The sequence below is a fragment of the Sorangium sp. So ce1335 genome (genome assembly GCF_051521615.1).
GTDB lineage: Bacteria > Myxococcota_A > Polyangia > Polyangiales > Polyangiaceae > Sorangium.
In genome coordinates, this window is record NZ_CP150363.1 from 7022105 (window position 1) to 7043886 (window position 21782).

Consider the following 21782-nt stretch of genomic DNA (forward strand, 5'->3'; position numbering starts at 1 on the left):
CCGGCGTCGTCCGGCGTCGTCCGGCGCTGTTACCAGCGAGGTCGCGGGCCCGCGCCGATCACGACGCAGGCCCAGCGCCCCCGGCGCTTCGTCAGTTCGATCCCGTGTACTTGAACTCGAGGATCGCCCCCGGGTTGTCCAGGATCGTCGTGGCCCCGCCGGTCGGTCCGCTCGTGTTCCCCGCGGTGTCGGTGATCACGTAGAGCGTCTGGCCGTCCGGGCTCATCGCGAGGTCGCGGTAGCGGTTGGTCGTCTTGAACAGCTCGACGGGCTCGCCGACGACGGACTCGCCGTCCGTGCTCAGCTTCACGCGGTACAGCGCGCCCTTCTTGAGGGTCGTCATCAGCAGGGAGTTCCCCCACCCGGGGATGGCGGTCGCGGCGGAGCTGCCATACGCGGCGGGGTAGTAGTGGAGCGAGGAGGGCGCGATCGTCGGCCAGCAGATGTACTGGAGGAACCCGCACGCCGGATCGAAGAAGTTGTAGTTGCTGGGGACGGTGTAGAAGGTGAGCAGCGGCTCCTGGAAGTCAGGGTGGCTGAAGGCGCTCTCCTGCTGCCGCGGGACGGAGGCCGGGGGCACGTAGTCGTTCCAGGAGAGCGACTCGCAGGAATCGGGGCTCGAGGCCGACCAGTTGTCGTACGTGTAGGCCTCGCCGTCCTGATAGCCGGCCACGTGGGGCCAGCCGTAGTTCTTGCCGGGCAGGATGAAGTTCAGCTCGTCGTCGCTCTTCGGCCCGTGCTCGTTCGCGTAGAGCTTGCCCCCGAGGCCGAACGTGAGGCCCTGCGGGTTGCGGTGGCCGTACGAGTAGACATGGCTGCGGGTGCCGGCGATCTGCGGGTTGTCGCTCGGGATCGAGCCGTCGACGTTCAAGCGCAGGATCTTGCCGACGTACGTCGACCAGTCCTGCGCCGCGACGTCGGCCGCCGTCGGCAGCTCCTGCGCGCGGATGGGGAGGCACTTCCTGCCGAACTGGTTGTTCCCCTGATCGCCGATCGTGTAATAGAGCTTCTGATCGACGCCGAACATGAGCCGCGCGGAGTTGTGGTCGTCGCTCCCCGGCAAGCCGGTGATGATGTCGAGCGGGCTCCCCAGGGTCTCGGTCGCCGCGTCGTACGTGTAGCGGCGGATCTTCGTCCTGCGGTCCACCCCTTCGCCGGGATCGACGTCGTAGGTGTAGGAGACGTACACGTAGTCTTTCCCCTTGTCCTTGAGCAGATCCGGGTGCAGGGCCAGCCCCAGCAGCCCGTCCTGCCCGCCCGACTGGAAGACCTCCGTGATGGTGATGGCGGTCGTCCGCGCTCCGTCCTGCGGCCGCACGCGCACGACCTGCTTCGAGGTGCGCTCGGTCAACCAGAGATAGCCGTCCGGCCCCACGACGATCCGCATCGGGTACGACAGCCCCTGCGTGATCTCGCGCGTCGTGAAGGCGTCTTCCCCGGCGGGCACGACCTCACCCGGAGCGCCCTCTAGCTCGTCGACGATGACGGCCTGGCCGTCCGACCCGATCGCGCCGTCCAGTCGCTCCGCGGGGCCACATCCGGAGGCACTCCAGGAAGCCGCGGTGAGAAGACCAAGCTGAGCAAGAAAAGTGGCCGGACCACGTGAGATGAAGAGAGACATCGAAACTACCTCTGTGTTGCTTTCAAGTGACCGCGCAGACAACGTCCCACCGCCCGCCGGACGCGGCGCGCGCTCAGGGAGCTTCCAACGTGAAAACGCCGATCGCAGAGCGTCCGGCAAGCGGGTTATGGAACAGTATTTATTAAAGTACGGACGGACCCATTCTGTCAAGTTGAATCCATGTGCGCCACGCATGACACATCGCGCGAACGAGGCGCTCGTGTTCGCCAGCGCCGGCGCTCACCGCGCCGACAGCGCACCGGAGCTCATGGCGACTCGTACGTCGTCGGGGAGTCGCGGCCCACTTCCTCTTCGTTGAAGCGGTACAGGCAGGACTCGCTCGCACACGCGTCGTCGATAGAGCACCTCCGGTCGGGCGCCAGCTGCAAGCCCCCTCGTCGTCGCACACCTGCGTGCCCTCGCAGACGCCCGTGTCCACGGCGCCGCCCTCTCGGCGTCAAGCGCGTGGCAGCACGCGCGCGCTTCCCCCTGGCGCGCCCCGTCTCGAAGCGGTAGGTTGGCGCGCGTGGGTGCGCAGGGGCGCCCTTCCCGCCGGAAAGAAGCCTTTCACCCTGCACGCGACGATCGCGGGTCACCTCGCACCGTCATCATCACGTCGACATCCTCGGGCCGAGGGAGCGGGTAGCGGCCGATCTCGAGAGGAGACGTTCATGATGGATCCCGTCCGCGAGCTGAAGATCCGCGCCGAGCTGTTGCACACGCGCGTCGCCTCGAGCGACGCCGGGGCGCTGGGGCGCCTGCGCGCGCTGCCCGAGCTCCGGCGCGCCGACGACGCCGCGCTCGCCGCGGCCGCGCCCGGAATCCGCCGCAAGCACTGCCTCGCGGTGGTCGCGCGCGAGTGCGGCTTTTCGAGCTGGGAGCGGGCGCTCCTCGCCCTCGAGGGAGAACCCGGCGCGCCCGAGCTCGGGACGCTGCTCTACGGCCGCGACGCCGGCACCCTGCACCTCTGGTTCGCGACCCACGGCGAGGCGCGCGCCCACGTCGACGCGCTGCCGGAAGCGCCGCGCGGCTATCTCCTCGTGTACAGGCGGCACTTCTTCGTCGCCGACCGCGCGTTCGTCGCGTCGCTCGGGCTCGACCCCGACGATCCGGACTGGCAGGCGATCGGGTGGGACTGGGCGCGCCCCGCCGACCCGGCCGCGCGGGGCCGCCTCTACGCGAAGCGGCTCGCCGCGCTGCGGGGGGCGTCGTGAGCGCCGCGGGGCTGCCCCCCGAGCTCGCCGCCGGGATCGAGGCCGCGTTCCCCGGGCGCCCGGTCGAGGACGTGACGCCGCTCTCCGGCGGGCTCTCCGGCGCGACGCTGTTCGCGTTCGCCGTCGACGGCGCGCCGTACGTCGCCAAGCGCTGCGCGCCCGACCCCGACGACCCGGAGCGCGCCGCGCGCGAGATCGCCTGCATGCGCGTCGCCTCCGAGCGCGGCGTCGCCCCGCGCCTGCACCACGCGGACGCCCGGACGGGCGTGACGATCATGGACCGCATCGCGGGCTCGCCGCTCCGCCCGACCGGCGCTGACCCGACGCTGCTCGAACGGGTCGCGACGACGCTGCGCCGGCTCCACGACGGCCCGCCGTTCCCGCGCGGGCCGGCGCGCATCGACTTCCTGCGCTCCCTCGACGCGCGGTGCGCCGCGCTCGCCGGCGCGGGCCTCCCGCCCGAGCTCGTCCGCGCGGTCGAGGAGCTCGAGCGCGCGGGCGCGCCGCACGCGCACGCGGCCCCGTGCCACCGCGACGTCAACCCGAACAACGTGCTCGTCACGGCCGACCGCGTGGTCCTCGTCGACTGGACGACCGCCGGCGCGGGCGATCCGTTCGTCGACGTCGCGCAGCTCGGCGTCTTCGCGTTCCCGCGGCCCGAGCAGCGCGAGGCCCTGCTCGACGCGTACCTCGGCCGGCGCCCGGACGACGACGAGCGCGCGCGGGCGCACCTCGCGCGCCGCATCGCCCTCGCCTTCTACGCCGCGAGCTTCTTCTTCGCAGGCGCGCTCCTCGGCGGGCCCCCTCCCGCCGCCGGCGAGCCCGTCCCGCTCCTGGACGTCCTCGCCGCGCTCCGCGCCGCGCCGGAGCGCGTACACCCCGGCACGGTCGCCGCCGCGCTCCTCCACGAGCTGCGGCGCGAGACGCGCCCGTGAGCCCACGCGCGAGGCGCGCCTCGCGTCCGGCCGCGAGGCGCGCGGGCGGCCTGGATCTCCCGCCTCCCTTCCCCGGCGCGGCCGGGCCTCCTACGGCGCGGCGCCGCCGGAGGGCATCACCCGCGCGAGCAGATCCAGGAGCGCCGCCGGCTCCACCGGCTTCAGCAGGTGGTGGTCGAACCCCGCGTCGCGGGCGCGCCGCCGGTCGGCCTCCTGGCCGTAACCCGACACAGCGATGAGCGTGCACCCGTCGAGCGCCGCCTCCTGCCGCAGCCGCCGCGCGAGCTCGTAGCCGTCGATCCCCGGCAGGCCGATGTCCAGCACCGCGACGTCCGGCCTGCTCGCCCGCACGAGCGCCAGCGCCTCGATCCCGTCGTGCGCAACGACGACGTCGTGCCCCCAGTGCCGGAGCGACATCGCGAGCAGGAGGGCCGCGTCGTGGTTGTCGTCCACCACCGCCACGCGCAGCCGCTCCCTTGGCAGCGCCGGCTCGCGCGCGCGGGCGCCTGCCGCGGCGACGCCGCCGCGCAGCGCCGGGAGGCGCACGGTGAACTCGGCGCCCCGGCCCGCGCCCGCGCTCGCGCACGAGCACGACCCGCCGTGCAGCTCGACCAGCCGCTTGACCAGCGCGAGCCCGACGCCGAGCCCGTCCCGGGCGCGGTGCAGCGACCTGTCGCCTTGCACGAAGACCTCGAAGACGTTCGGCAAGAGCTCGGGCGGGATGCCCACGCCCGTGTCGCGCACCGAGACGACCACCTCGTCGCCGTCGCCGCGCGCCGACACCCAGATGTGGCCGCCCGGCGGCGTGTACTTCGCCGCGTTGTTCAGCAGGTTGCAGAACACCTGCTCGAGGCGCGTCGCGTCGCCCATCACGGGCGGCAGCCCCTCCGCCAGCTCGACGTGGAGCTCGTGCCGGCCAGCCTCGATCGGCCGGCAGCTGGTCTCGATGGCCTGCCGGAGCGCGAGCGAGACGTCGACGACCTCCGCGCGGAGCGTGATCTTGCCCTGGTTGATGCGCGCGACGTCGAGCAGATCGTCGACGAGCCGCGCCATGTGGCGCACCTGGCGCTCCACGACCGCGGCGGCGTACGCCGCCGCCTCCCGGTCCTCGTCCGGCGCGTGAAGGACGGTCGCGGCCGTGAGGATCGCGGCCATCGGGTTGCGCAGCTCGTGCGCGAGCATGGCGAGGAACTCGTTCTTCCGGCGGTCGGCCACGACGAGCTCCGCGAGGCGCTGCTCGGCCACCCGCTCGAGCGCGCGGCGCTCCGCGATCTCGCGGAACACCAGCACGGCGCCGAGGATCTCGCCGCCCGCGTCCCGGATCGGCGCCGCGCTGTCGTCGATCGGCGCCTCGCCGCCGCCCCGGCGCACGAGCACGGTGTGGTTGGCGAGGCCCATGACGACGCCCTCGCGGAGCACCCTCACGGTCGGGTTCTCGATGGGCTCTCGCGTCGCCTCGTTGACGGCGTGGAACACCTCGACCACCGGCCTGCCGACCGCCTCGCCCTCCGCCCAGCCGGTGAGCTGCTCCGCCACCGGGTTCATGAAGACGACGCGCCCCTCGACGTCGGTCGCGATCACCGCGTCTCCGATGCTGACGAGGGTCACCCGCAGCCACTCGCGCTGGCGGTCGAGCGCCTGGGTCGCCCGCCGCTGGGCCGTGATCTCCCGCCGCAGGTGCTCGAGCGTGCGGTTCAGCTCGACGAACGCGGACAGCGCCGCCTGCTCGTGCACGAGGCGGAGCAGGACGATCGCCGGCGCGCCCTCCGACGCGGGGCGCACGACGGCGCCCTCGACGCGGTAGCGGCGCCCGCCCCGGAGCGTCAGCGTGCCGAGCGTCGGCTGGCGCACGCGCGCGCAGCGCTTCAGCAGCCCCTCCACCTGCGCCCCCTCGTCGGAGCAGAGCGCGAAGAGGGACTTGCCCTCGCTCTCCCCGCCGGGTTCCCCGCCGAGCTCCTTGCGGGCGCGCAGGTTCGCGGCGACGACGAGCCCGTCGGTCGACACGAGCAGCATGGGCTCGGGCAGCACGTCGGCGAGCTGGCCGAAGCTGACCATCAGCATGCCGCGCGCTCAGGCCTTGAAATATTCCTGGCCCGCGGGCCCGGCGTCGTCGGGCGACGGCTTCAGGTGCACGACGACGCGGCAGCCGGCGTGCCCCTGCGCGATCGACTCCTCGATGACGACACGCGCGTAACCCAGGTTCTCCGCGGTGATGAGGCCGAAGACGTTGGAGGTCATCATGCACAGCGCCTGCCGGTCCTTCACCATGTCGCCGAACGGGCACGCGCGGTTGCCGAGCACGAGCTTCTCGTCGCTCTCCTCGATGACGTAGAAATCCCCCTGGATCCGCCGCTTCAGGTCCACGAGCACCTGGGTCACCTGCTCGCGCGTGAGCCGCGGGACCTGGAACCCCGATCGATATTCTTCGTTGATCTGATCGCCGATCTTCTGGCCGACGATGCTCACGAACCCCGACGCCTGCTCGAGGCCGACGACCTCCTGCAACGTCCCGGCGAGCTCGCGCAGGAGCTGCCGCAGGAAGTGATCTCTGTCGAGCTGTACCGGTAGCCGCCGTACGGCCTCTGCATCGTTGCTCATCGCGGAGCCTCCTCGCCCCTGGAGCACGTCGGCCCCGGGACACGTTCCTCTCACCCTTGGCGCACGCTGGTCTTACCATGCGATGCCGCTGCCAGCTGCGCCGGGCATGCGAGCTCTTCTGTCGCGCGCAATGAAGGGCGGCGTGTCCGCGCTCCGCTGGAGCCTGGAGCTCCATCCACCATGCGGGGGGCGGCCCGCGCCGCGCGGTTGCGGTAAGATTCTGCGCGCGGCGCGGCCCTCCTGGCGGCGCCTGGAGCGGGCGCCGATCCCTCGCCCAAGAGCACCCCTTCATGGCCGATCTGAACGATCCTGCGCGCCTCGCCGAGCTGCATCAGGTGCTGATGCGCGCCGACGCGGACGCCATCCTCGACGCCTGCGTTGCGCGGGCGGCCCAGCTCGCCGGGGCGCCCATGGCGCTCGTGAGCCTGGTGGTCCGGCACATCCAGCTCTTCCGCGCGCACACCGGGCTGCCGCCGGAGCTGTGCGTCAGCTGCGCGACCTCGCGCAGCAACTCCTTCTGCCAGCTCGTCGTGCGCCACGAGGAGCCGCTCGTCGTCGAGGACGCGGAGACCGACGCGCGGGTGCCCAGGGAGCTCGTCGAGCGCTACGGCATCCGCGCCTACGCCGGGGTGCCCCTGCGGGTGCGGGGGCACGTCGTCGGCTCGCTGTGCGTGCTCGACGGCGTGCCCCGCGGCTTCGGGCCGCGCGTGCTCGACGGCCTGGCGAGGCTCGGCGACGAGGCGGCGGCGCGGCTCGAGGCGCTCGCGGACGACGCGCCGCCGCGGAGCCGGGCCGCGAGCGAGCGCCTCGCCCGGCTCGAACAGACGGCGCGCACGCTGGAGCACGCGCTCGCGGCGATCGCGCCCGCGATCGCCGCGGCGCACGGCGCGGCGGCGGCGCTGCCGGAGGCGGTCCCGGCCGCGCTCGACCCGGACGACCTGCGCGCGGCGGTCGATTGCTACCGCGACATGTTCGCGATCGCGGAGGAGCTGGCCGACGACGCCATGGCGCTCGCGCGCTCGGCCCCGGCCGAGGCGGCCTCGGAGATCGCGCTGGCGACGCGCTCGCTCGCGACGGACATGGTCGAGATCGGCCCGCTCGTCCGCCTCGCCGAGGGCGTGCTGGAGGGCACGCTGGACAGGGGCGCCGCCGCCCGGGCGGCCCACGTCGTGCGCGACGCGTTCGCCGCGCACGAGACGGCCTCCGCCGCGGTGCGCCGGATCGTCGCCACCGTCGAGCGCCTGCGCGCCGCGGAGGGGTCATGAAGGGCAGGGCCTACCAGCTCCTCCGCTCCTGCCTCGGCGACAGGGACCCTCCGACAGCGCGCAGCGCCTTCATCTACGCGCGGGTCATCATGCGCGCCCGCGTCGTGCCCGGCGAGATCACGCCCGCGCTCGACGATCCCGAGATCGAGCGGCGCCTGGAACACGCCCTGGAGGAGATCCTCCCGCGCCGCGACTAGAACCACGATCGCGTCGATCGAGCGAGAGATGAACCGCCAAGGCGCCAAGGACGCCAAGAAGAAGACAACATCTTGGCGTCTTGGCGGTCAGAAGCTCTGCTCGTTCAGGCGGTTTCGACCCGTTCGTAGCTCTGGCCATTTCACCGAGGAGGATCCCATGGCAAAGGCGGCTGTTCTCCAGTTCTTCCCCGCGTGGCAGCACGTGCAGCAAGGCGAGATAGAGCGCGGCGGGAGGCTCCGGATCGAGTACGACATGACCCGCCTGTCCCGGTGCTTCACGCCGTGGCGCGGCGCCGAGATCGGCGATATCACCGCGGTTGTCCGCTTCCACCCGCGCGGCGAGATCGTCGAGGGGAGCGTCGTCGAGGCGCAGCGGGCTCCGGGGGATCCGCCAGGGGCCGTCATCGCGCACCGGCCCGCGCCGCTGGAGATCTCCGTGCCGGACGACGCCACGCGCGTGGAGATGTGGTTTCACAACTTCTCTCAGACCAGCGCGCGGTGCGACGCGTGGGACAGCCGCTTCGGCGACAACTACTGGTTCGACGTGGGCGGCCCGCCGCCGCGGGTCCCGGCGCAGCCGGTCGTCTACCGCGCCGGGGCGCAGCCGCGGCCCGACATCGTCAACGTGCGATCCGCCCGGATCTCGAAGGTGAACGCCTTCCCCAGGCCCCCGAGCGGGCCGAGCGTCGGCAAGGACATCCAGGTCCACCTCGACCTCGTGGCGTGGGTCAGCCGCTCGACGTGGGGCGCGCGCGCGTGGATCGACGTCCACGTGTTCGACGGCGGCGACGCGCTCATCCACGCCGAGACGCTCACGCTGGCGTATACCGGGTGGGGCCCTGTCCAGCAGTACGGCTTCAAGGGCAAGATATTCCAGGGGGCCACGGCGACGCCGGGGTCGGTGTCGCCGCGGCCGGACGCGCGCAAGGTGCACTATCGGCTGTATTACGAGATCGACGGCCAGGTGTTCTCGGATGGGGTCCTGCACCAGGCGGAGCTCCCGGAAGACGCCGTGATCTGAGCTCCCGCGGCGGGCCGCCGCCGGCTCCGCCCGGTCAGTGGACGCGGGCGGGCGTCGCCTGGACGGGCGCCGCGCCGGGGCACCTGCCGTTGCAGAGCGTCTGTTGCAGGGAGCGTCCGCGGGCGGGCAGGTCCGTCTCGAGGAGGAACGTGGAGAGCCGCCCCGTGCCGTCGGCGCCGCCGGAGGTCACCGGCGACACGTGATAGAAGCCATCGAGGCTCGGCTGCTCGAAGGCGTGGCAGCCGTTGCAGGTCTGCGTGGCGAACGCGTGGCGCAGGGGCTCGGTCACGCCGGGCGCCGTCCAGAAGAAGCCCTCGGCGTTGGACTCGCCGCCCAGCATCGCCGGCGGGAAGAGCGCCGTCCCGGCGAGGATGCCGGCCGCGTTCGCGTTGATGAAGTCGGCCAGCGCGCGCGTGCCGCCGAGGCTCTCGTCCGGGTTCTGCTTCGTCGTCGTGATCTGCAGCCGGGCGGGGCTGCCGCCCACCAGGTTGAACTCCCGGAGCTGCCACGGCCTGAAGTCGAGCTTCTCGTTCGTGCGGATCTGCCCGAGCGCGCTGCCGTTCGCGCCGAGCGGGTCGGCGCCGCGCGACGTGAACTCGTCGGTGATCATCTGGAGTCGCGCGCCGAGCTCGGGGCCCATCGCGACAGCGCCGAGCGCGTGGAAGCGCTGCGCCCAGAGCTCGCGCGACGCGCTCGACGGGAGCTTGTACTCGAAGATGACCGTCATGGGCGCGCCCGCCCTCCCCTGCTTCAGCCCGAAGACGAAGCGGCCCTCGCCGGCGCCGCCGGCCGACGAGAGGTCGACCCGGTTCACGATGGCGAGCAGCTCGAACGGCGACCGGGAGAGGTCGAGCCGGCTCGTGCCGGGGATCTTCGGCCACGACGCGAGCAGGGCGCGCACGGCCGGGCGGTCCTCGACCGGGAAGCCGTTGACGGAGCCGGCCGAGAACCCCGTCGAGAGCCACCGCTCGACGAGCTCCGAGGGGTCCGCGCCAGGCGACGCGAGCTGCTCCACCAGCCAGCGGAAGCTGAAGCGCCCGCCCGCCGCGCTGGAGGCGCGCTCGCTGCCCACGATCGCGGGGTCCACGATCATGAGCTCCTTGAACGGCGAAACCACCTCCTCGGCGCTCCGCGGGCAGAACTCCCCTGGCCCGAGCGGGTCGCACGCCGACCGGACGCCGCCGTCGAGCGCGTTGTCGTCGAACAGCACGTCGGGCGCGTCGAAGGCGCTCCCGTCCCGGTGCACCACGCGGTCCATGGCGATGACCGGCGCCGACGCGGTGATCTCGACCCACCCAGCAGAGCGCCTGTTGGCGGCGTCCGTGAACGGCGCGTTGACCCAGCTCGGATCGCCGTACGCGTTGTAGAGGCCGCGCGCGGGGATCTGCCGCGTGAAGAACGTCACGTCGCCCGCGCCGTCCTTTCGCAGGATCCGGACGGTGATGGTCGTGGGGTAATCGTTCGGGTTGTTGACGATGACGTTGCTCCACTGCGTGTGCCCGCTCGTCGTGGGCAAGTTATTGAGGTAGTACGGGGCGAAGAGTTTCCGCGACGTGGCCGTCTGGAGCGGGCCGTCGTCGAGGTCCCTGAGGGGCGCGGACGCCACATGGCCGTCGCGGAACGTCACCCGGTTCATCCCGAAGACAGGCTGGCTCGACGTGATCTCGACCCAGCCCACGGAGCGGTTGTTCGGGACATCGCTGTTCTGGACGCCGGCCCAGCTCGCGTCGCCGCTCGAGTTCCAGTATCCCATGGCGGGGACGGTCTTCGTGAAATCACCGAGGATCGCGCCGTCCTTGCCCCTCACCACCACCCGGATGGACGCGGCGGCCGCGCCCGGGTTGTTGACGACGACGCTGGACCACTGCGAGAGCCCGCTGTTCGTCGGCCAGTTCTTGATGAACAGGTTCGCGCGGAGCGTCTGCGACGCCTCCGATGTGAGCGCGTCGTCCTCGACGTGGACGGCCGGCGCGTCGTAGGTATTGCCGCTCCGGAGCGTCAGCCTGTTCGTCGCGACGACGGGGGCTGTCGAGAGGACCTCGACCCACCCGATCGAGCGCCCGTTCGCCGCGTCGGTGTTCACGACGCCGAGCCAGCCCGCGTCTCCGTAGGAGTTCCATACCCCCTTCGCCGGGAGGGTGCGGCTGAGCGACGCCAGCACGCCGCCGCCGTCGGTCCGGTGGACGCGCACCGTGATGGTCGCGGCCTGGTCACCTGGGTTGTTGACGATCAGGTTCGTCCATTGCGTTGCGGCGCCGCCGCCGGCGGGCCAGTTCTTCAGGAACAGGCTCGAGAAGAGCCGGGTGGAGGGCGATCTCACGAACGCCTCGTCGTCGAGGAGGGTGACGGGCGCGTCGAACGTGCTCCCGTCCCGCACCGCCACGCGGCTCGTCGCCGCGACGGGGACGTCGGAGGCGAGCTCGATCCACCCGATCGAGCGCTGGTTCGCCGGGTCGCTGTCGTCGATGGCCAGCCAGGCCGCGTCGCCGAACGAGCTGTACGCGCCGCGCGCCGGGATGGTCTTCGTGATGACCTCGAGCGGGTATCCCCCGCCGGTCCGGTGGATCGTGATCGTGACCTGCGCGGGGACCGGGTTCGGGTTGTTGACCGTGATGTCGGTCCATTGCGTCTGCCCGCCCGCCGCGGGCCAGTTCTTCACGTAAAGGGACGCGTACTGGCGCGTCACAGTGCCTGTGGCGGCCCTGCTGAGGGCGTCGGCGGCGCTCGCCACCTGCTCCTGACTCGCCTCTTCACCTCCGTCCGCGTCTGCGTCGCTGTCCGCCGCGCTCACGCCGCAGCCGCCGAGGATCATCGGGACTGCGAGCGACAGCATCATCCATTTCGCCTGCCTGGTCTGCACGAGCATGCTCCTTGGGGGCTCTCCCCCTCCATCTTCCATGGTGTCTCCAGGGCGGGACGGCGCCGGCGCGAGGGCTCTCCGCGCGCCGCGGCGCGGAGGACCTCCGGCGCCCTCTCCTGCCCTGCTGCGTGTCCCGCGGCTCCCGCCGCGTGTCCCACGCCCTGCCAGGTCCTGAATAGCAACCGATGTACCGGCCTCCGACCCCGCCGCGGCGGGCGGCGGTCGGCAACGGCTGCGCGGCGAGCACCGCCTCCGGCGCGCAGCGCTTGCCGAGTCGGCAAACGTTGCCGAGCCCCGCCAGGGCGCTGGCCTCGCGCTGGCCGCGCTGGCCGCGCGTTGGCCTCGCGCTGGCCGCCGGTTGTGGGGCCCGACCCCCTGAGCGATACTCCGGGCCAATGTGTCCGCGGCCGGACCCGAACCTCGAGACGCAGACGCTCGCCAGCACGTCCGCCGCGCCGCGCGGCGTACGCCCCCACCTGCTCGTGATCCAGGGGGGCTCGTCGTCGCGGGTCTGGCTGCCGTCCGAGGGGGCGCTGCTCGTGGGGCGCGCGGCGGAGGCCGACCTCCGCGTCGACAGCGGCGCCATCTCGCGGCGCCACGCGCGGTTCGTCGTCGCCGACGGCGAGGTCAGCGTGGCCGATCTCGACAGCCACAACGGCGTCTGCGTGAACGGCGAGCGGATCGCGGGGGCGCGGACGCTCCGCCCCGGCGACGTGATCGCCCTCGGCGACGTCGCGCTCATCCTGCGGTGCGAGCCGCCGGCGCGCAGCCGGAGCGCCCTCGACGCGGGGCAGCTCCGCCAGCGGCTCGAGGAGGAGGTCGAGCGCGCCGCCGATTACGGCCGCCCGCTCGCGGTGCTCGCGCTCTTGCTCGGCGACGGCGCGGCGCCCCGCGCGGCGGGCCAGAGGGCGGCGGCCGCGGTGCGGCGCATGGACATCGTCGCCTGGGGCGGGGGCGCGCAGCTCGTCGTCGTCTTCCCCGAGCTCGCCGGCGAGGCCGCGCGGTCGGCCGCGACGGAGCTCGTGGAGGCGCTCGCCCCGGTCACGCCGGGCGCGCGCGGCGGGTTCGCGTGCCTGCCGGCGGACGGCTGCGACGCCGACACGCTGCTCTGCGCGGCCCGCGCCGCCGCCGAGGTCGCGGCCCCGGGCGGCGTCGCGGCGGCGGCCGAGGCCACGGTGCGCCACGTCCTCGGGGATGAGGCCGTGCTCCTCGCCGACCCGGCGATGATCCGGCTCTTCGACCTCATCCGGCGGCTCTCGCAGAGCGACCTTCCGGTGCTGGTGCTCGGCGAGACGGGCGCCGGCAAGGAGAACGCCGCGGCCGCCGTGCACCGCTGGTCGCGGCGCGCCGCCGGGCCGTTCGTGGCGGTCAACTGCGCGACGCTGCCCGAGACGCTCGTGGAGAGCGAGCTGTTCGGGTACGAGCGGGGCGCCTTCTCCGGCGCCGTGGCGGCGAAGCCCGGGCTGCTCGAGCGCGCAAGCGGCGGGACCATCTTCCTCGACGAGGTGGGCGAGCTGCCGCTCGGCGCCCAGGCGAAGCTCCTGCGCGCGCTCGAGGTGAAGCGGATCCAGCGGCTCGGGGACGTGCGCGAGCGCCCTGTCGACGTGCGCATCGTGGCCGCGACGAACCGCGACCTCGAGGCCGAGTGCCAGGCCGGGCGCTTCCGGCAGGATCTGCTGTTCCGGCTGGGCGCCGCCGCGGTCGACCTTCCGCCGCTGCGGCAGCGGCCGCGCGAGATCCCGATCCTTGCGCGCGCGTTCCTGTCGCGGGCGCGCGCGCGGCTCGGCCTGCCGGAGGTCGAGCTGTCCGACGCCGCCCTGCGAGCGGTCGCGGCGCACCCGTGGCCCGGCAACGTGCGCGAGCTGAAGCACGCGATGGAGTTCGCCGCCGCGACGCTCCAGGGCGACGCCGTCGAGGTCTGGGACCTGCCGCCGCGCGTGGCCGGCCGCGCGGCCGAGGAGCCGGCGGCGGCTCCTGGAGCGCACGCCGCGGTTCCTGGAGCGCACGCCGCGGCTCCTGGAACGAACGCCGCGGCTCCTGGAGCGCACGCCGCGGCTCCTGGAGCGCACGCCGCGGTTCCTGGAACGAACGCCGCGGCGCCGGCCGCGCCGCGCCGGTTCACGCCGATCGCGGAGGAGGTGCGGCAGCTCGAGCGCCGTCGCATGGAGGAGGCGCTGGAGGCGACGGGCGGCGTGCAGACGCGCGCCGCGGAGCTCATCGGCATGCCGGTCCGCACGTTCGTGCTGAAGATCAAGCAGTACGGCCTGTCGCAGCGGGATACGAAGCGCCGGCCGTGAGCGTGGCGGCGGAGCGCGCGGATCCGGCGTGGAGCCCCCCGGACGAGTTCGAGGAGTACCGCGTCCTGCGCCCGCTCGGGCGGGGCGCCATGGGGCAGGTCTACCTGGCCGAGGACCGGCTGCTCGACCGGCTCGTGGCGGTGAAGTTCATCGCCGCCGAGTCGCCGTCGGAGGCGGCGCGCCAGCGCTTCTTCGCCGAGGCGCGCGCGGTGGCGCGGCTCTCGCACCCCAACGTGGTCGCGGTCCACCGCTTCGGCGAGGTGCGGCGGAGGCCGTTCCTCGTCTCCGAGTACGTGCGCGGCACGGGCCTCGACCGGCTCGACCGGCCGCTCCCCTGGCGCGAGGCGCTCTCCATCGGCGTCGGCCTCGCGCGCGGGCTCGCGGCGGCGCACCGGCGCGGCGTGCTCCACCGCGACATCAAGCCGGCGAACGCGGTCCTCTCCCAGGAGGGCGAGGTCAAGCTGCTCGATTTCGGCCTGGCGAAGCTCCTGCCCGGGCCGGAGGGCGGCGCGGGCTCCGAGCCGGAGGACGGCGCGGCGCACCGACACCCCGCCGCGGCGGAGGGCGGCGCAGCGGGCATGCACGACGCGGCCGCCACGATGTCCGTGAAGCCGGGCGAGACCCAGGCGCCGCGGGCCGGGGGCGCCCTGCCCGAGGACGGCGGCGCGACGGCGTCGTTCGCGCCGGGCAACGCCAGGACGCCGCTCGCGCCGCTCGCGCCGCCGGCGTCGTCGCGCGGCGGCGGCGCGCCTCGCCCGCACGAGAGCGTCGTCGGGACGCCGCTCTACATGGCGCCCGAGGTCTGGCGCGGCGAGCCGGCGAGCCCGCGCGCGGACATCTACGCGCTCGGCGTGCTCCTCTACGAGCTCTGCGCCGGGCGAGCGCCGCACCACGGGGTGCCGTTCGCCGAGCTCCCGCGCGTCGTCCAGGAGACCGACCCGGCCCCCGTCGCCGCCCTCGCGCCCGGCGTCGATCCGCGCTTCGCGGCGGTGATCGACCGCTGCGTCGACCGCGACCCCGCGCGGCGCTTCGCCTCCGGCGACGAGCTCCGCGAGGCGCTCGAGCGGCTCCTCGCCCGCCGCGTCGACGCCGCGGTCCCGGAGGGAAAGCCGTACCGCGGGCTCCTGCCGTTCGACGCGGAGCACCGCGGCCTGTTCTTCGGCCGCGACGCCGACGCCCGCGCCGTCCTCGACCGGCTCCGGGCGCAGCCGTTCGTGCTCGTGGCGGGCGACTCCGGGGCCGGCAAGTCCTCGCTCTGCCGCGCAGGCGTGCTCCCCGCCGTGGCGGAGGGCGCGCTCGACGCGGGCGCCGCCGCGGGCGCCTGGGCCGTCGCCTCGGCCCGGCTCGGGCGGCGCCCGCTCGCCGCCCTCGCCGCGGCGCTCGCCGCCCTCGCCGACGGCGGCGAGCCCGCCCTCGTCGAGCGGCTCCGCGCCGAGCCGGCCGCCCTCGGGCGCGCGCTCTCCCGGCGCGGCCGGCGCGCGCTCCTCTTCGTCGACCAGCTCGAGGAGCTCTGCACCCTCGCCGACCCCGCCGAGGCCGCCCTCGCGGCCGACGCCCTCGCCGCGCTCATCGGACCGGGCGGCGGCGTGCGCCTGCTCGCGACGGCGCGCAGCGACTTCCTCGCCCGGCTCGGCGCGCTGCCCGGCCTCGGCGACGAGGTCGCGCCCGCCCTCTACCTCCTTCGCCCGCTCTCCCCGGAGCGGCTGCGCGACGTCATCACGGGCCCCGCCGCCGCCAAGGGCTTCCGGTTCGCTTCCGACGCGGTCGTCGAGGCGCTGGCCCGCGAGGCGGCGCGGCCCCAGGGCGGCCTCGCGCTCTTGCAGTTCACGCTCGCCGAGCTCTGGGACGCCCGCGACGAGGCGCGCCGCGAGATCCCCGCCTCGGCGCTCGACGCCCTCGGCGGCGTCTCCGGGGCGCTCGCGCGCCACGCCGACGCCGTGCTCGCGGCGCTCTCGCCCGCGCAGCGCGACGAGGCCCGGCGGCTGCTCGTCGCCCTCGTGCACCCCGACGGCACGCGCGCCCGCCGGACCGACGCCGAGCTCCTCGGCGACAGGGCCCTCGCGCCCGCGCCGGGCGGCGGCCCCGCGCCGGGCGGCGGCCCCGCGCCGGGCGGCGGCGACGGTCCGCCGCGCGCGCGCGCCGCGGGCCGCGCCGCGCTCGACGCCCTCGTGCGCGGCCGGCTGCTCGTCGCCCGCGAGGCGGGCGCGGGGGAGCAGAGCGCCTACGAGCTCGCGCACGAGGCGCTCGTCCACGGCTGGGACACGCTGCGCGGCTGGCTCAGCGGCGACGCCGAGCGCCGCGCCGTGGCGCACCGGCTGGAGCGCGCGGCCGCCGAGTGGGACCGCCTCGGCCGCGCCGCCGAGGCGCTCTGGAGCGAGCGGCAGCTCGGCGAGGCGCGCGGCGTCGACCCGGCGGCGCTCGGCCCCCGCGAGGCCGCCTTCCTGTCGGCGTCGCGCCGCGCCGCGCTCCGGCGGCGGCTCCGCCGGTGGGCGGCGGCGCTGGCGCTCCCGCTCGTCGCCGGCCTCGGCGTCGCGCTGGCGCGCGCGGAGGCGGCGCGGGCGGTCGACCGGAGCGCCGCCGCGCACGCGGCCGCCGCGCGCGCGGCGCTCGACGAGGCGCGGGCGGCCGGGGCCGAGGCCGACGCGCTGAAGCAGGGCGCGGCCGGCCGGTTCGGGGCCGGCGACGCCGACGGCGGCGAGGCCGCGTGGCAGCGCGCGCTCGCGCTCGCGGCCGGCGCCGACCGCGCGTACGCCCGCGCGTCCCAGGAGCTCGAGGCCGCGCTGCGCCTCGGCGGCGACCGGGCGGACGCGCGCGCCCTGCTCGGCGACGCGCTCCTCGAGCGCGCCGCGCTGGCCGAGCGCGAGCGGCGGTTCGCCCAGCGCGACGAGCTGATCGCGCGGCTCGCCGCGCACGACGACGGCGGCGAGCGCCGCCGCCGCTGGGACGCGCCGGGCCGGGTCACCGTGGCCACCTCCCCGCCGGGGGCCGAGGTGTCGCTCCAGCGGTTCGCGGCGGAGGGCGGCCGCCGCGTCCTCTCGGCGCCGCGCGCGCTCGGCAGGGCGCCGCTCGACGACCTCGAGGTCGAGCAGGGCTCGTTCCTGCTCACGCTGACCGCGGAGGGGCGCGCCGAGGTGCGGCTCCCGGTGGTGATGGCGCGCGGCGAGCGCCTGCGCCTCGACGTCGCGCTCCCGCCGGCGGCCGACGTGCCCGAGGGGTTCGTGTACGTGCCGCCGGGGCGCTTCCTGTACGGCATGGGCGAGGAGGGCCAGCTCCGGGGGATGCTCAAGGCGCAGCCGCTCCACGCCGCCGAGACGGGCGCGTACCTCATCGCGCGGCACGAGGTCACGTTCGCCGACTGGATGGAGTACCTGCGCGCGCTGCCCCCGGACGAGCGCGCGCGGCGGACGCCGGCGGCCCACAAGGACTGGCACGTGCTGGAGCTGGCGCAGCCCGGCGGCGGCGCGTTCGAGCTCCTGCTGAAGCCCACGGTCGCGGCGTACCGCGCGCGCGAGGGGGAGCTGCTCCGCTACCCGGGGCGCGCCCGGCGCGCGGCGCAGGACTGGCGCCGCTTCCCCGTCTCGGCGATCTCGTTCGAGGACGCGAGCGCGTACGCGGCCTGGCTCGACCGGGCCGGGCGCGCGCCCGGCGCGCGGCTCTGCACCGAGCTGGAGTGGGAGCGCGCCGCGCGCGGCGCCGACGATCGCGTCTATCCGGGCGGCGACCGGCTCGATCCCGACGACGCCAACCACGACGCGACGTACGGCCGCGATCCGCTCGGCTTCGGCCCGGACGAGGTGGGCGCCCACCCCGCGTCGGCGAGCCCGTTCGGGGTGCACGACCTGGCCGGCAACGTGTTCGAGTGGACCGTCTCGGCCGACGGCTCGCGCGAGCCCGTGCTGCGCGGCGGGAGCTGGTACGAGAACGCGCTCACGAGCGTGAGCAGCAACCGCGAGCCCTCGGAGCCGACCCTGCGCGACGCCCTGGTCGGGGCGCGGATCTGCGCGACGCCTCGCCCCCACCGCGACTGAGCCGCGCCGGGGGGTCCCCGGCGATGGACAGCGACCGCTGTCAAAGGAATTTTCCACCAAAGACACACACCACCAGCGCAGCGCGCGCGACCGACGTGGGCTGGATCGGGTGGAGCGACACGCGAGCTCGAGGCGCCGTGCTGGTGGTACGCGGCTTGCGATGACCTGTGGGCACGAGGGCGCGGGCGCGGCGTCGCGCGCGCCGGCGAGTCGCTCGCGCGGTCGCGCGCAGAGCACGGAAAGGTGAAGAGAGCTCGGTATGCAACAGGGATCGAAGCGGCGTGAGACTCCTTGGTCTTTCGTTTCGGCGGGGCGGCGCGCCGGCGCGCGGCGCAACTCAGCCGGGTGGCTCCTCTGCGTCGCTGCCGCGTCTGGCGCCGCGTGCACCGCGGTGGACATGGACGTGGAGGAGACGCTCGCAGGGGAGGGCGAGATCATCGCGAGGGCGAGCAAGCCCACCGAGGTGATCGCGGCGTCGCTGGCGACCGAGCTGGCGCTCGTGCCATCGCTCATGGGGTGCACGCGGCAGAGCCTGAAGGCCGCCGATCCTTCGCTCGATCCCACGGCCGGCCAGGTCATCCAGGAGACCAACCACCGGTCCCGCAACGGGATTGATCTGCACGGGCGCTGGGACCCCGGCTCGTCGTATGGCGATTCCGAGCCATCCGAGGTGCCCAGGCGTTTCCGCCTGGCGGAGATCACGAAGGGTGGCCGGCGCATCGTCGATGTCGGCGTCGAGCAAGGCAGGCTGACAGGCCGCTTCGACAAGGGAGACATCCTCCTCGACGCGGACTGGGCCGGCGCCGAGCTGAAGGTCGATCTCCTCTGCGTGGATCGCCGTTGGCAGACGTTCCCTGCCCGCATCCGCGGCGTGAACGCGATGGAACGTGACTACGATGTCGAGATCCAGGACCCGGCCATGGCGGACCAGGGCGAAGCCTCGTGGCACCCCGCATGCCGCGCGACGCTGGAAGCGCCCGAGGCGCGCTGGGCGGTTCCTTTCGCCGAGGTCTGGGATGACCGCGGGACCCGCACCTCCCCGGCGGATTATTTCACGTTCGCCTGCGCGACATCGGCGATCATCAAGTGCGACAGGATGGGCTACCCGGACACCCCGGGGGATGACGACGCGCAGCGCCTCCGGCAGACGTGCACCCGGATGGTGCGCGCCGACTACACCGGTGATGGGGACGCCGCCACGGCGGAAGGAACCCTGATCGACGTCGAGGACAACAAGGGGATCCAGATCCGCGAGCAGGGTAGCCACGCGCCCGAGCTGGACCTGGAGGCCGTCTGGGGCCCCGACGGCGCGGTGTGCCGGAATCACCCGCGCATCGCCGATCCCGGCAAGCCCAGGGGCCCCTTGGAGACGTGCTCGCCCGAGGAGGAGGCGCCGGACCCCTCTCGCCCCGAGCGGCTCCGGAACTGGTCTTGCGCTCCGGACGCGATGTGCGAGCGCCAGTATGCGTCCGTGTTCGTCAAGAACTGGCCCGCTTCGGGGGGCCTCACGCAGTGGTCGAACGTCACCGTGGTCAACCCGAACCCCACGGAGGCCACCGTGAGGCTGACCGTCTTTCCGACCGGCGGCGGGGCCCCGTTTCCCGACGTCGTGACGGTCACGATCCCGAAATTCGGTGTGTACAACTCGTACGGTGATCCCGGATGGAGGGAGATCGACGGCGATCCGGCGGACGAGAACCGCCCCTCGTCCGGGTGGATCACGCTGGCGTCCGACAAGCCCGTCGTGGCGACCCACCGCACCTCGCTTCGCGCAGGGAGCACGTGGAACGCGCCCGCCCGGCTCGTCGAGGACGAGCCTTTCCTGATGTCGCCCTCCAGGCGACTCTTCTCGAGCTATTACCTGAAGAACTGGCCCGAGGCCGGCGGCAAGACCCAGTGGTCGAACGTCGTGGTCAACAACCCGTCGACGAGGCAAGCATCCATCCAGGTGCGGATTCACGGCGTCGACGGCAGCCTCCATGAGCTCCACCGCGCCGTTCCCGCGAGGGGGGTGTGGAACTCGTATGGCGACAGCGACTGGCTGGCCGTGCCGAGCACCCTCACGAAGGGGGGCGCGCTCGGCTGGGTGGAGATCAGGTCGGACGAGCCCGTCGTCGCGACGAACCGCATCGTTCACCGCAGCGGCTCGACGTACGACGCGCCCGTGGCGCGCCTGGACGACGTGGGCTTCACGGACGCGAGGTCGGCGGCGAAGGAGCTCGCCGCGAGCTCCTTCCTTCGGAACGTGCCCGCGACGGGCACGACGAGCTGGTGGTCGAGCCTGATCGTCAACAACCCCCATCCGGAGCAGACGACCATCACGGTCACGGTGCACAGGGACGCCGGAGGCCTCGCTCTCGCGCGCTTCACGAAGGAGATCCCGCCCTTCGGCGCCTGGAACGCGTACGGCGACCCGGACTGGACGAGCGTCCCGGCCACGGGCAGCGGCGGGCGCTCCACCGGCTGGGTCGAGATCAGCGCCGACCTGCCGGTCTTCGGCGCGAACCGGGTGATCCTGCGCGACGGAGGTGACCTGAGCTCGCCGGTCGTCCAGTTCAATGACGAGCCGCTCGCGACGCCCGCCTCCGACAGGCTGGTCAGCGGGCTTTACATCAAGAACTGGCCCGGCGCCGAGGGGCTGACGCAGTGGAGCGCGCCGGTCGTGAGCAACCTGCGCGCCACGCCCGTGACGATGACGGTGCGGCTCTTCAGGACCGACGGGAGCCCTCTCGGCGAGCTCACGCCGACGATCCCGGCCAGGGGCGCCTGGGACGCGGCGATCGATCTGGGCTGGCAGGCGCTACCGCACACCGAGGCGGCCCACCTCCGCTCGCTCGGATGGCTGGAGATCATCCCGTCCGCGCCGCTGATCGCCACGAACCGCCTCACCCAGCGGCAGGGGATCACGGCGGACGCGTCGATCGTCCTCCACGACGCGACGCCGTTCGTCCCCGCGCGCAACTGAGGGCGGCGCCCGCCCATCACCTACCGCGCCTGCGAGAACGACTACCGCGCCCGCGAGAACGACGCGCCCCACGTCGGCGCCACGTCCGCGATGATGTCCCTGAAGCGCGGCGGGATGTCCGACAGATCCGTCATCTGCTGGATCGTGAGCACCTCGGCGGCGCCGAGGCCGACGGGGCAGCGCAGCGCCCATTCGATGGCCTCTTCCTTCGAGCTCACCTCGATGAGGTAGAAGCCCCCGACCAGCTCCTTTGTCTCGGCGAAGGGCCCATCGAGCACGGCGCGCTTCCCTCCGGAGATCCCGACGCGCGCGCGGGCCCCGCCGGGGTTGAGTCCCTCGGACGCGATCAGCACGCCGGCCTTGGCCATGTCCTCGTTGTACCTCATGTAGGCCGCAAAGAGCTCCTCGTCCGGAGGTCCTTCCGCATCGGTCTTTGCCTGGTCGGTCCCGGGTGCTGCGGTGATGATGAAGCGCATCGTCGTGTCTCCTTCTGGTGCTGATGTCGCGAGGGGCGTCCGGACGGTCGTCCCGGCCGGCTGGGTCCTGGCTCCACCCTCACGACGAACGAGGGGGCGCGCGATCGACACGCGGGGCGAGCTTTTCTCGCTGCGCTGCCAGGCACCGGGAATCGAAGGCACTTGTGCCCTCTGGCGCCGGCGCCCGCCGCAGGGGGCCGCGGCCGGCGGGCGACTGGACCTGCGGGGAGCGCCCGTGATAGCAGCTTCGGGGCTGACACGGCCGCGGTCTCTTCCCGCCTCACGGCACGGGACGGAGCCGTGCG

Annotated in this window: 13 protein-coding genes; 8 read left to right on the top strand and 5 right to left on the bottom strand. The window is 74.0% G+C overall.

Going from position 1 to position 21782, the window contains the following annotated elements:
- Positions 1 to 91 precede the first annotated feature (91 nt).
- Positions 92 to 1447 carry a glucose/sorbosone family PQQ-dependent dehydrogenase gene (locus WMF24_RS25960; RefSeq protein WP_437730072.1) on the bottom strand — a complete coding sequence of 452 codons (1356 nt, stop codon included), beginning with the start codon at positions 1445 to 1447 and terminating at the stop codon, positions 92 to 94.
- Positions 1448 to 2292: 845 nt separating this feature from the next.
- On the opposite strand from WMF24_RS25960, the gene WMF24_RS25965 reads away from it, so the two are divergent.
- Both WMF24_RS25965 and WMF24_RS25970 read left to right on the top strand, forming a co-directional pair.
- Positions 2293 to 2835 carry a hypothetical protein gene (locus tag WMF24_RS25965; protein ID WP_437730073.1) on the top strand — a complete coding sequence of 181 codons (543 nt, stop codon included), beginning with the start codon at positions 2293 to 2295 and terminating at the stop codon, positions 2833 to 2835.
- Complete coding sequence (locus WMF24_RS25970) at positions 2832 to 3770, top strand: phosphotransferase (protein ID WP_437730074.1); 939 nt, start codon at positions 2832 to 2834, stop codon at positions 3768 to 3770. The genes WMF24_RS25965 and WMF24_RS25970 overlap by 4 nt, the downstream gene beginning before the upstream one ends.
- Positions 3771 to 3860: 90 nt before the next feature.
- Here WMF24_RS25970 and WMF24_RS25975 read toward each other — a convergent pair whose 3' ends face one another.
- Both WMF24_RS25975 and WMF24_RS25980 read right to left on the bottom strand, forming a co-directional pair.
- Positions 3861 to 5831 carry an ATP-binding protein gene (locus WMF24_RS25975; protein ID WP_437730075.1) on the bottom strand — a complete coding sequence of 657 codons (1971 nt, stop codon included), beginning with the start codon at positions 5829 to 5831 and terminating at the stop codon, positions 3861 to 3863.
- 9 nt (positions 5832 to 5840) lie between these two features.
- Complete coding sequence (locus tag WMF24_RS25980; protein ID WP_437730076.1) at positions 5841 to 6368, bottom strand: methanogen output domain 1-containing protein; 528 nt, start codon at positions 6366 to 6368, stop codon at positions 5841 to 5843.
- 290 nt (positions 6369 to 6658) lie between these two features.
- On the opposite strand from WMF24_RS25980, the gene WMF24_RS25985 reads away from it, so the two are divergent.
- The 3 genes from WMF24_RS25985 (at position 6659) to WMF24_RS25995 (ending at position 8851) form a co-directional block, all read left to right on the top strand.
- A complete protein-coding gene (locus WMF24_RS25985; protein ID WP_437730077.1) occupies positions 6659 to 7633 on the top strand; it encodes a GAF domain-containing protein in 975 nt (324 codons plus the stop codon).
- Entirely contained in the window at positions 7630 to 7830 is a 201-nt protein-coding gene (locus WMF24_RS25990; protein ID WP_437730078.1) for a hypothetical protein, read from the top strand. Before WMF24_RS25985 ends, WMF24_RS25990 begins: the two co-directional genes overlap by 4 nt.
- 157 nt (positions 7831 to 7987) lie before the next feature.
- The gene (locus WMF24_RS25995) at positions 7988 to 8851 is read left to right on the top strand and encodes a DUF6209 family protein (RefSeq protein WP_437730079.1); all 864 of its coding nucleotides are present in this window, start codon (positions 7988 to 7990) and stop codon (positions 8849 to 8851) included.
- A 34-nt stretch (positions 8852 to 8885) separates the two neighbouring features.
- Here WMF24_RS25995 and WMF24_RS26000 read toward each other — a convergent pair whose 3' ends face one another.
- Entirely contained in the window at positions 8886 to 11711 is a 2826-nt protein-coding gene (locus WMF24_RS26000; protein ID WP_437730080.1) for a hypothetical protein, read from the bottom strand.
- A gap of 395 nt (positions 11712 to 12106) precedes the next feature.
- Between WMF24_RS26000 and WMF24_RS26005 the strand changes: the two genes are divergently transcribed.
- The 3 genes from WMF24_RS26005 (at position 12107) to WMF24_RS26015 (ending at position 21001) form a co-directional block, all read left to right on the top strand.
- Positions 12107 to 14008 (top strand): sigma 54-interacting transcriptional regulator, encoded by a 1902-nt coding sequence (locus WMF24_RS26005; protein ID WP_437730081.1) that lies wholly within the window; start codon positions 12107 to 12109, stop codon positions 14006 to 14008.
- Complete coding sequence (locus tag WMF24_RS26010) at positions 14005 to 18036, top strand: nSTAND1 domain-containing NTPase (protein WP_437730082.1); 4032 nt, start codon at positions 14005 to 14007, stop codon at positions 18034 to 18036. Before WMF24_RS26005 ends, WMF24_RS26010 begins: the two co-directional genes overlap by 4 nt.
- A 397-nt stretch (positions 18037 to 18433) precedes the next feature.
- On the top strand, positions 18434 to 21001 hold the full coding sequence (locus WMF24_RS26015) for an ADYC domain-containing protein (RefSeq protein ID WP_437738855.1): 2568 nt from the start codon (positions 18434 to 18436) through the stop codon (positions 20999 to 21001).
- A 41-nt stretch (positions 21002 to 21042) separates the two neighbouring features.
- Here the strand turns inward: WMF24_RS26015 and WMF24_RS26020 are convergent, their stop codons facing one another.
- The gene (locus WMF24_RS26020; RefSeq protein WP_437730083.1) at positions 21043 to 21477 is read right to left on the bottom strand and encodes a YciI family protein; all 435 of its coding nucleotides are present in this window, start codon (positions 21475 to 21477) and stop codon (positions 21043 to 21045) included.
- Between the last annotated feature and the right edge of the window lie 305 nt (positions 21478 to 21782).

Bases quoted from the DNA above. Each gene is read 5' to 3' on its own strand.
- WMF24_RS25965 (WP_437730073.1), top strand. From the start codon at position 2,293: ATGATGGATCCCGTCCGCGAGCTGAAGATCCGCGCCGAGCTGTTGCAC.
- WMF24_RS25975 (WP_437730075.1), bottom strand. From the start codon at position 5,831: ATGCTGATGGTCAGCTTCGGCCAGCTCGCCGACGTGCTGCCCGAGCCC.
- WMF24_RS25980 (WP_437730076.1), bottom strand. From the start codon at position 6,368: ATGAGCAACGATGCAGAGGCCGTACGGCGGCTACCGGTACAGCTCGAC.
- WMF24_RS25985 (WP_437730077.1), top strand. From the start codon at position 6,659: ATGGCCGATCTGAACGATCCTGCGCGCCTCGCCGAGCTGCATCAGGTG.
- WMF24_RS25990 (WP_437730078.1), top strand. From the start codon at position 7,630: ATGAAGGGCAGGGCCTACCAGCTCCTCCGCTCCTGCCTCGGCGACAGG.
- WMF24_RS25995 (WP_437730079.1), top strand. From the start codon at position 7,988: ATGGCAAAGGCGGCTGTTCTCCAGTTCTTCCCCGCGTGGCAGCACGTG.
- WMF24_RS26005 (WP_437730081.1), top strand. From the start codon at position 12,107: ATGTGTCCGCGGCCGGACCCGAACCTCGAGACGCAGACGCTCGCCAGC.
- WMF24_RS26015 (WP_437738855.1), top strand. From the start codon at position 18,434: ATGGACGTGGAGGAGACGCTCGCAGGGGAGGGCGAGATCATCGCGAGG.
- WMF24_RS26020 (WP_437730083.1), bottom strand. From the start codon at position 21,477: ATGCGCTTCATCATCACCGCAGCACCCGGGACCGACCAGGCAAAGACC.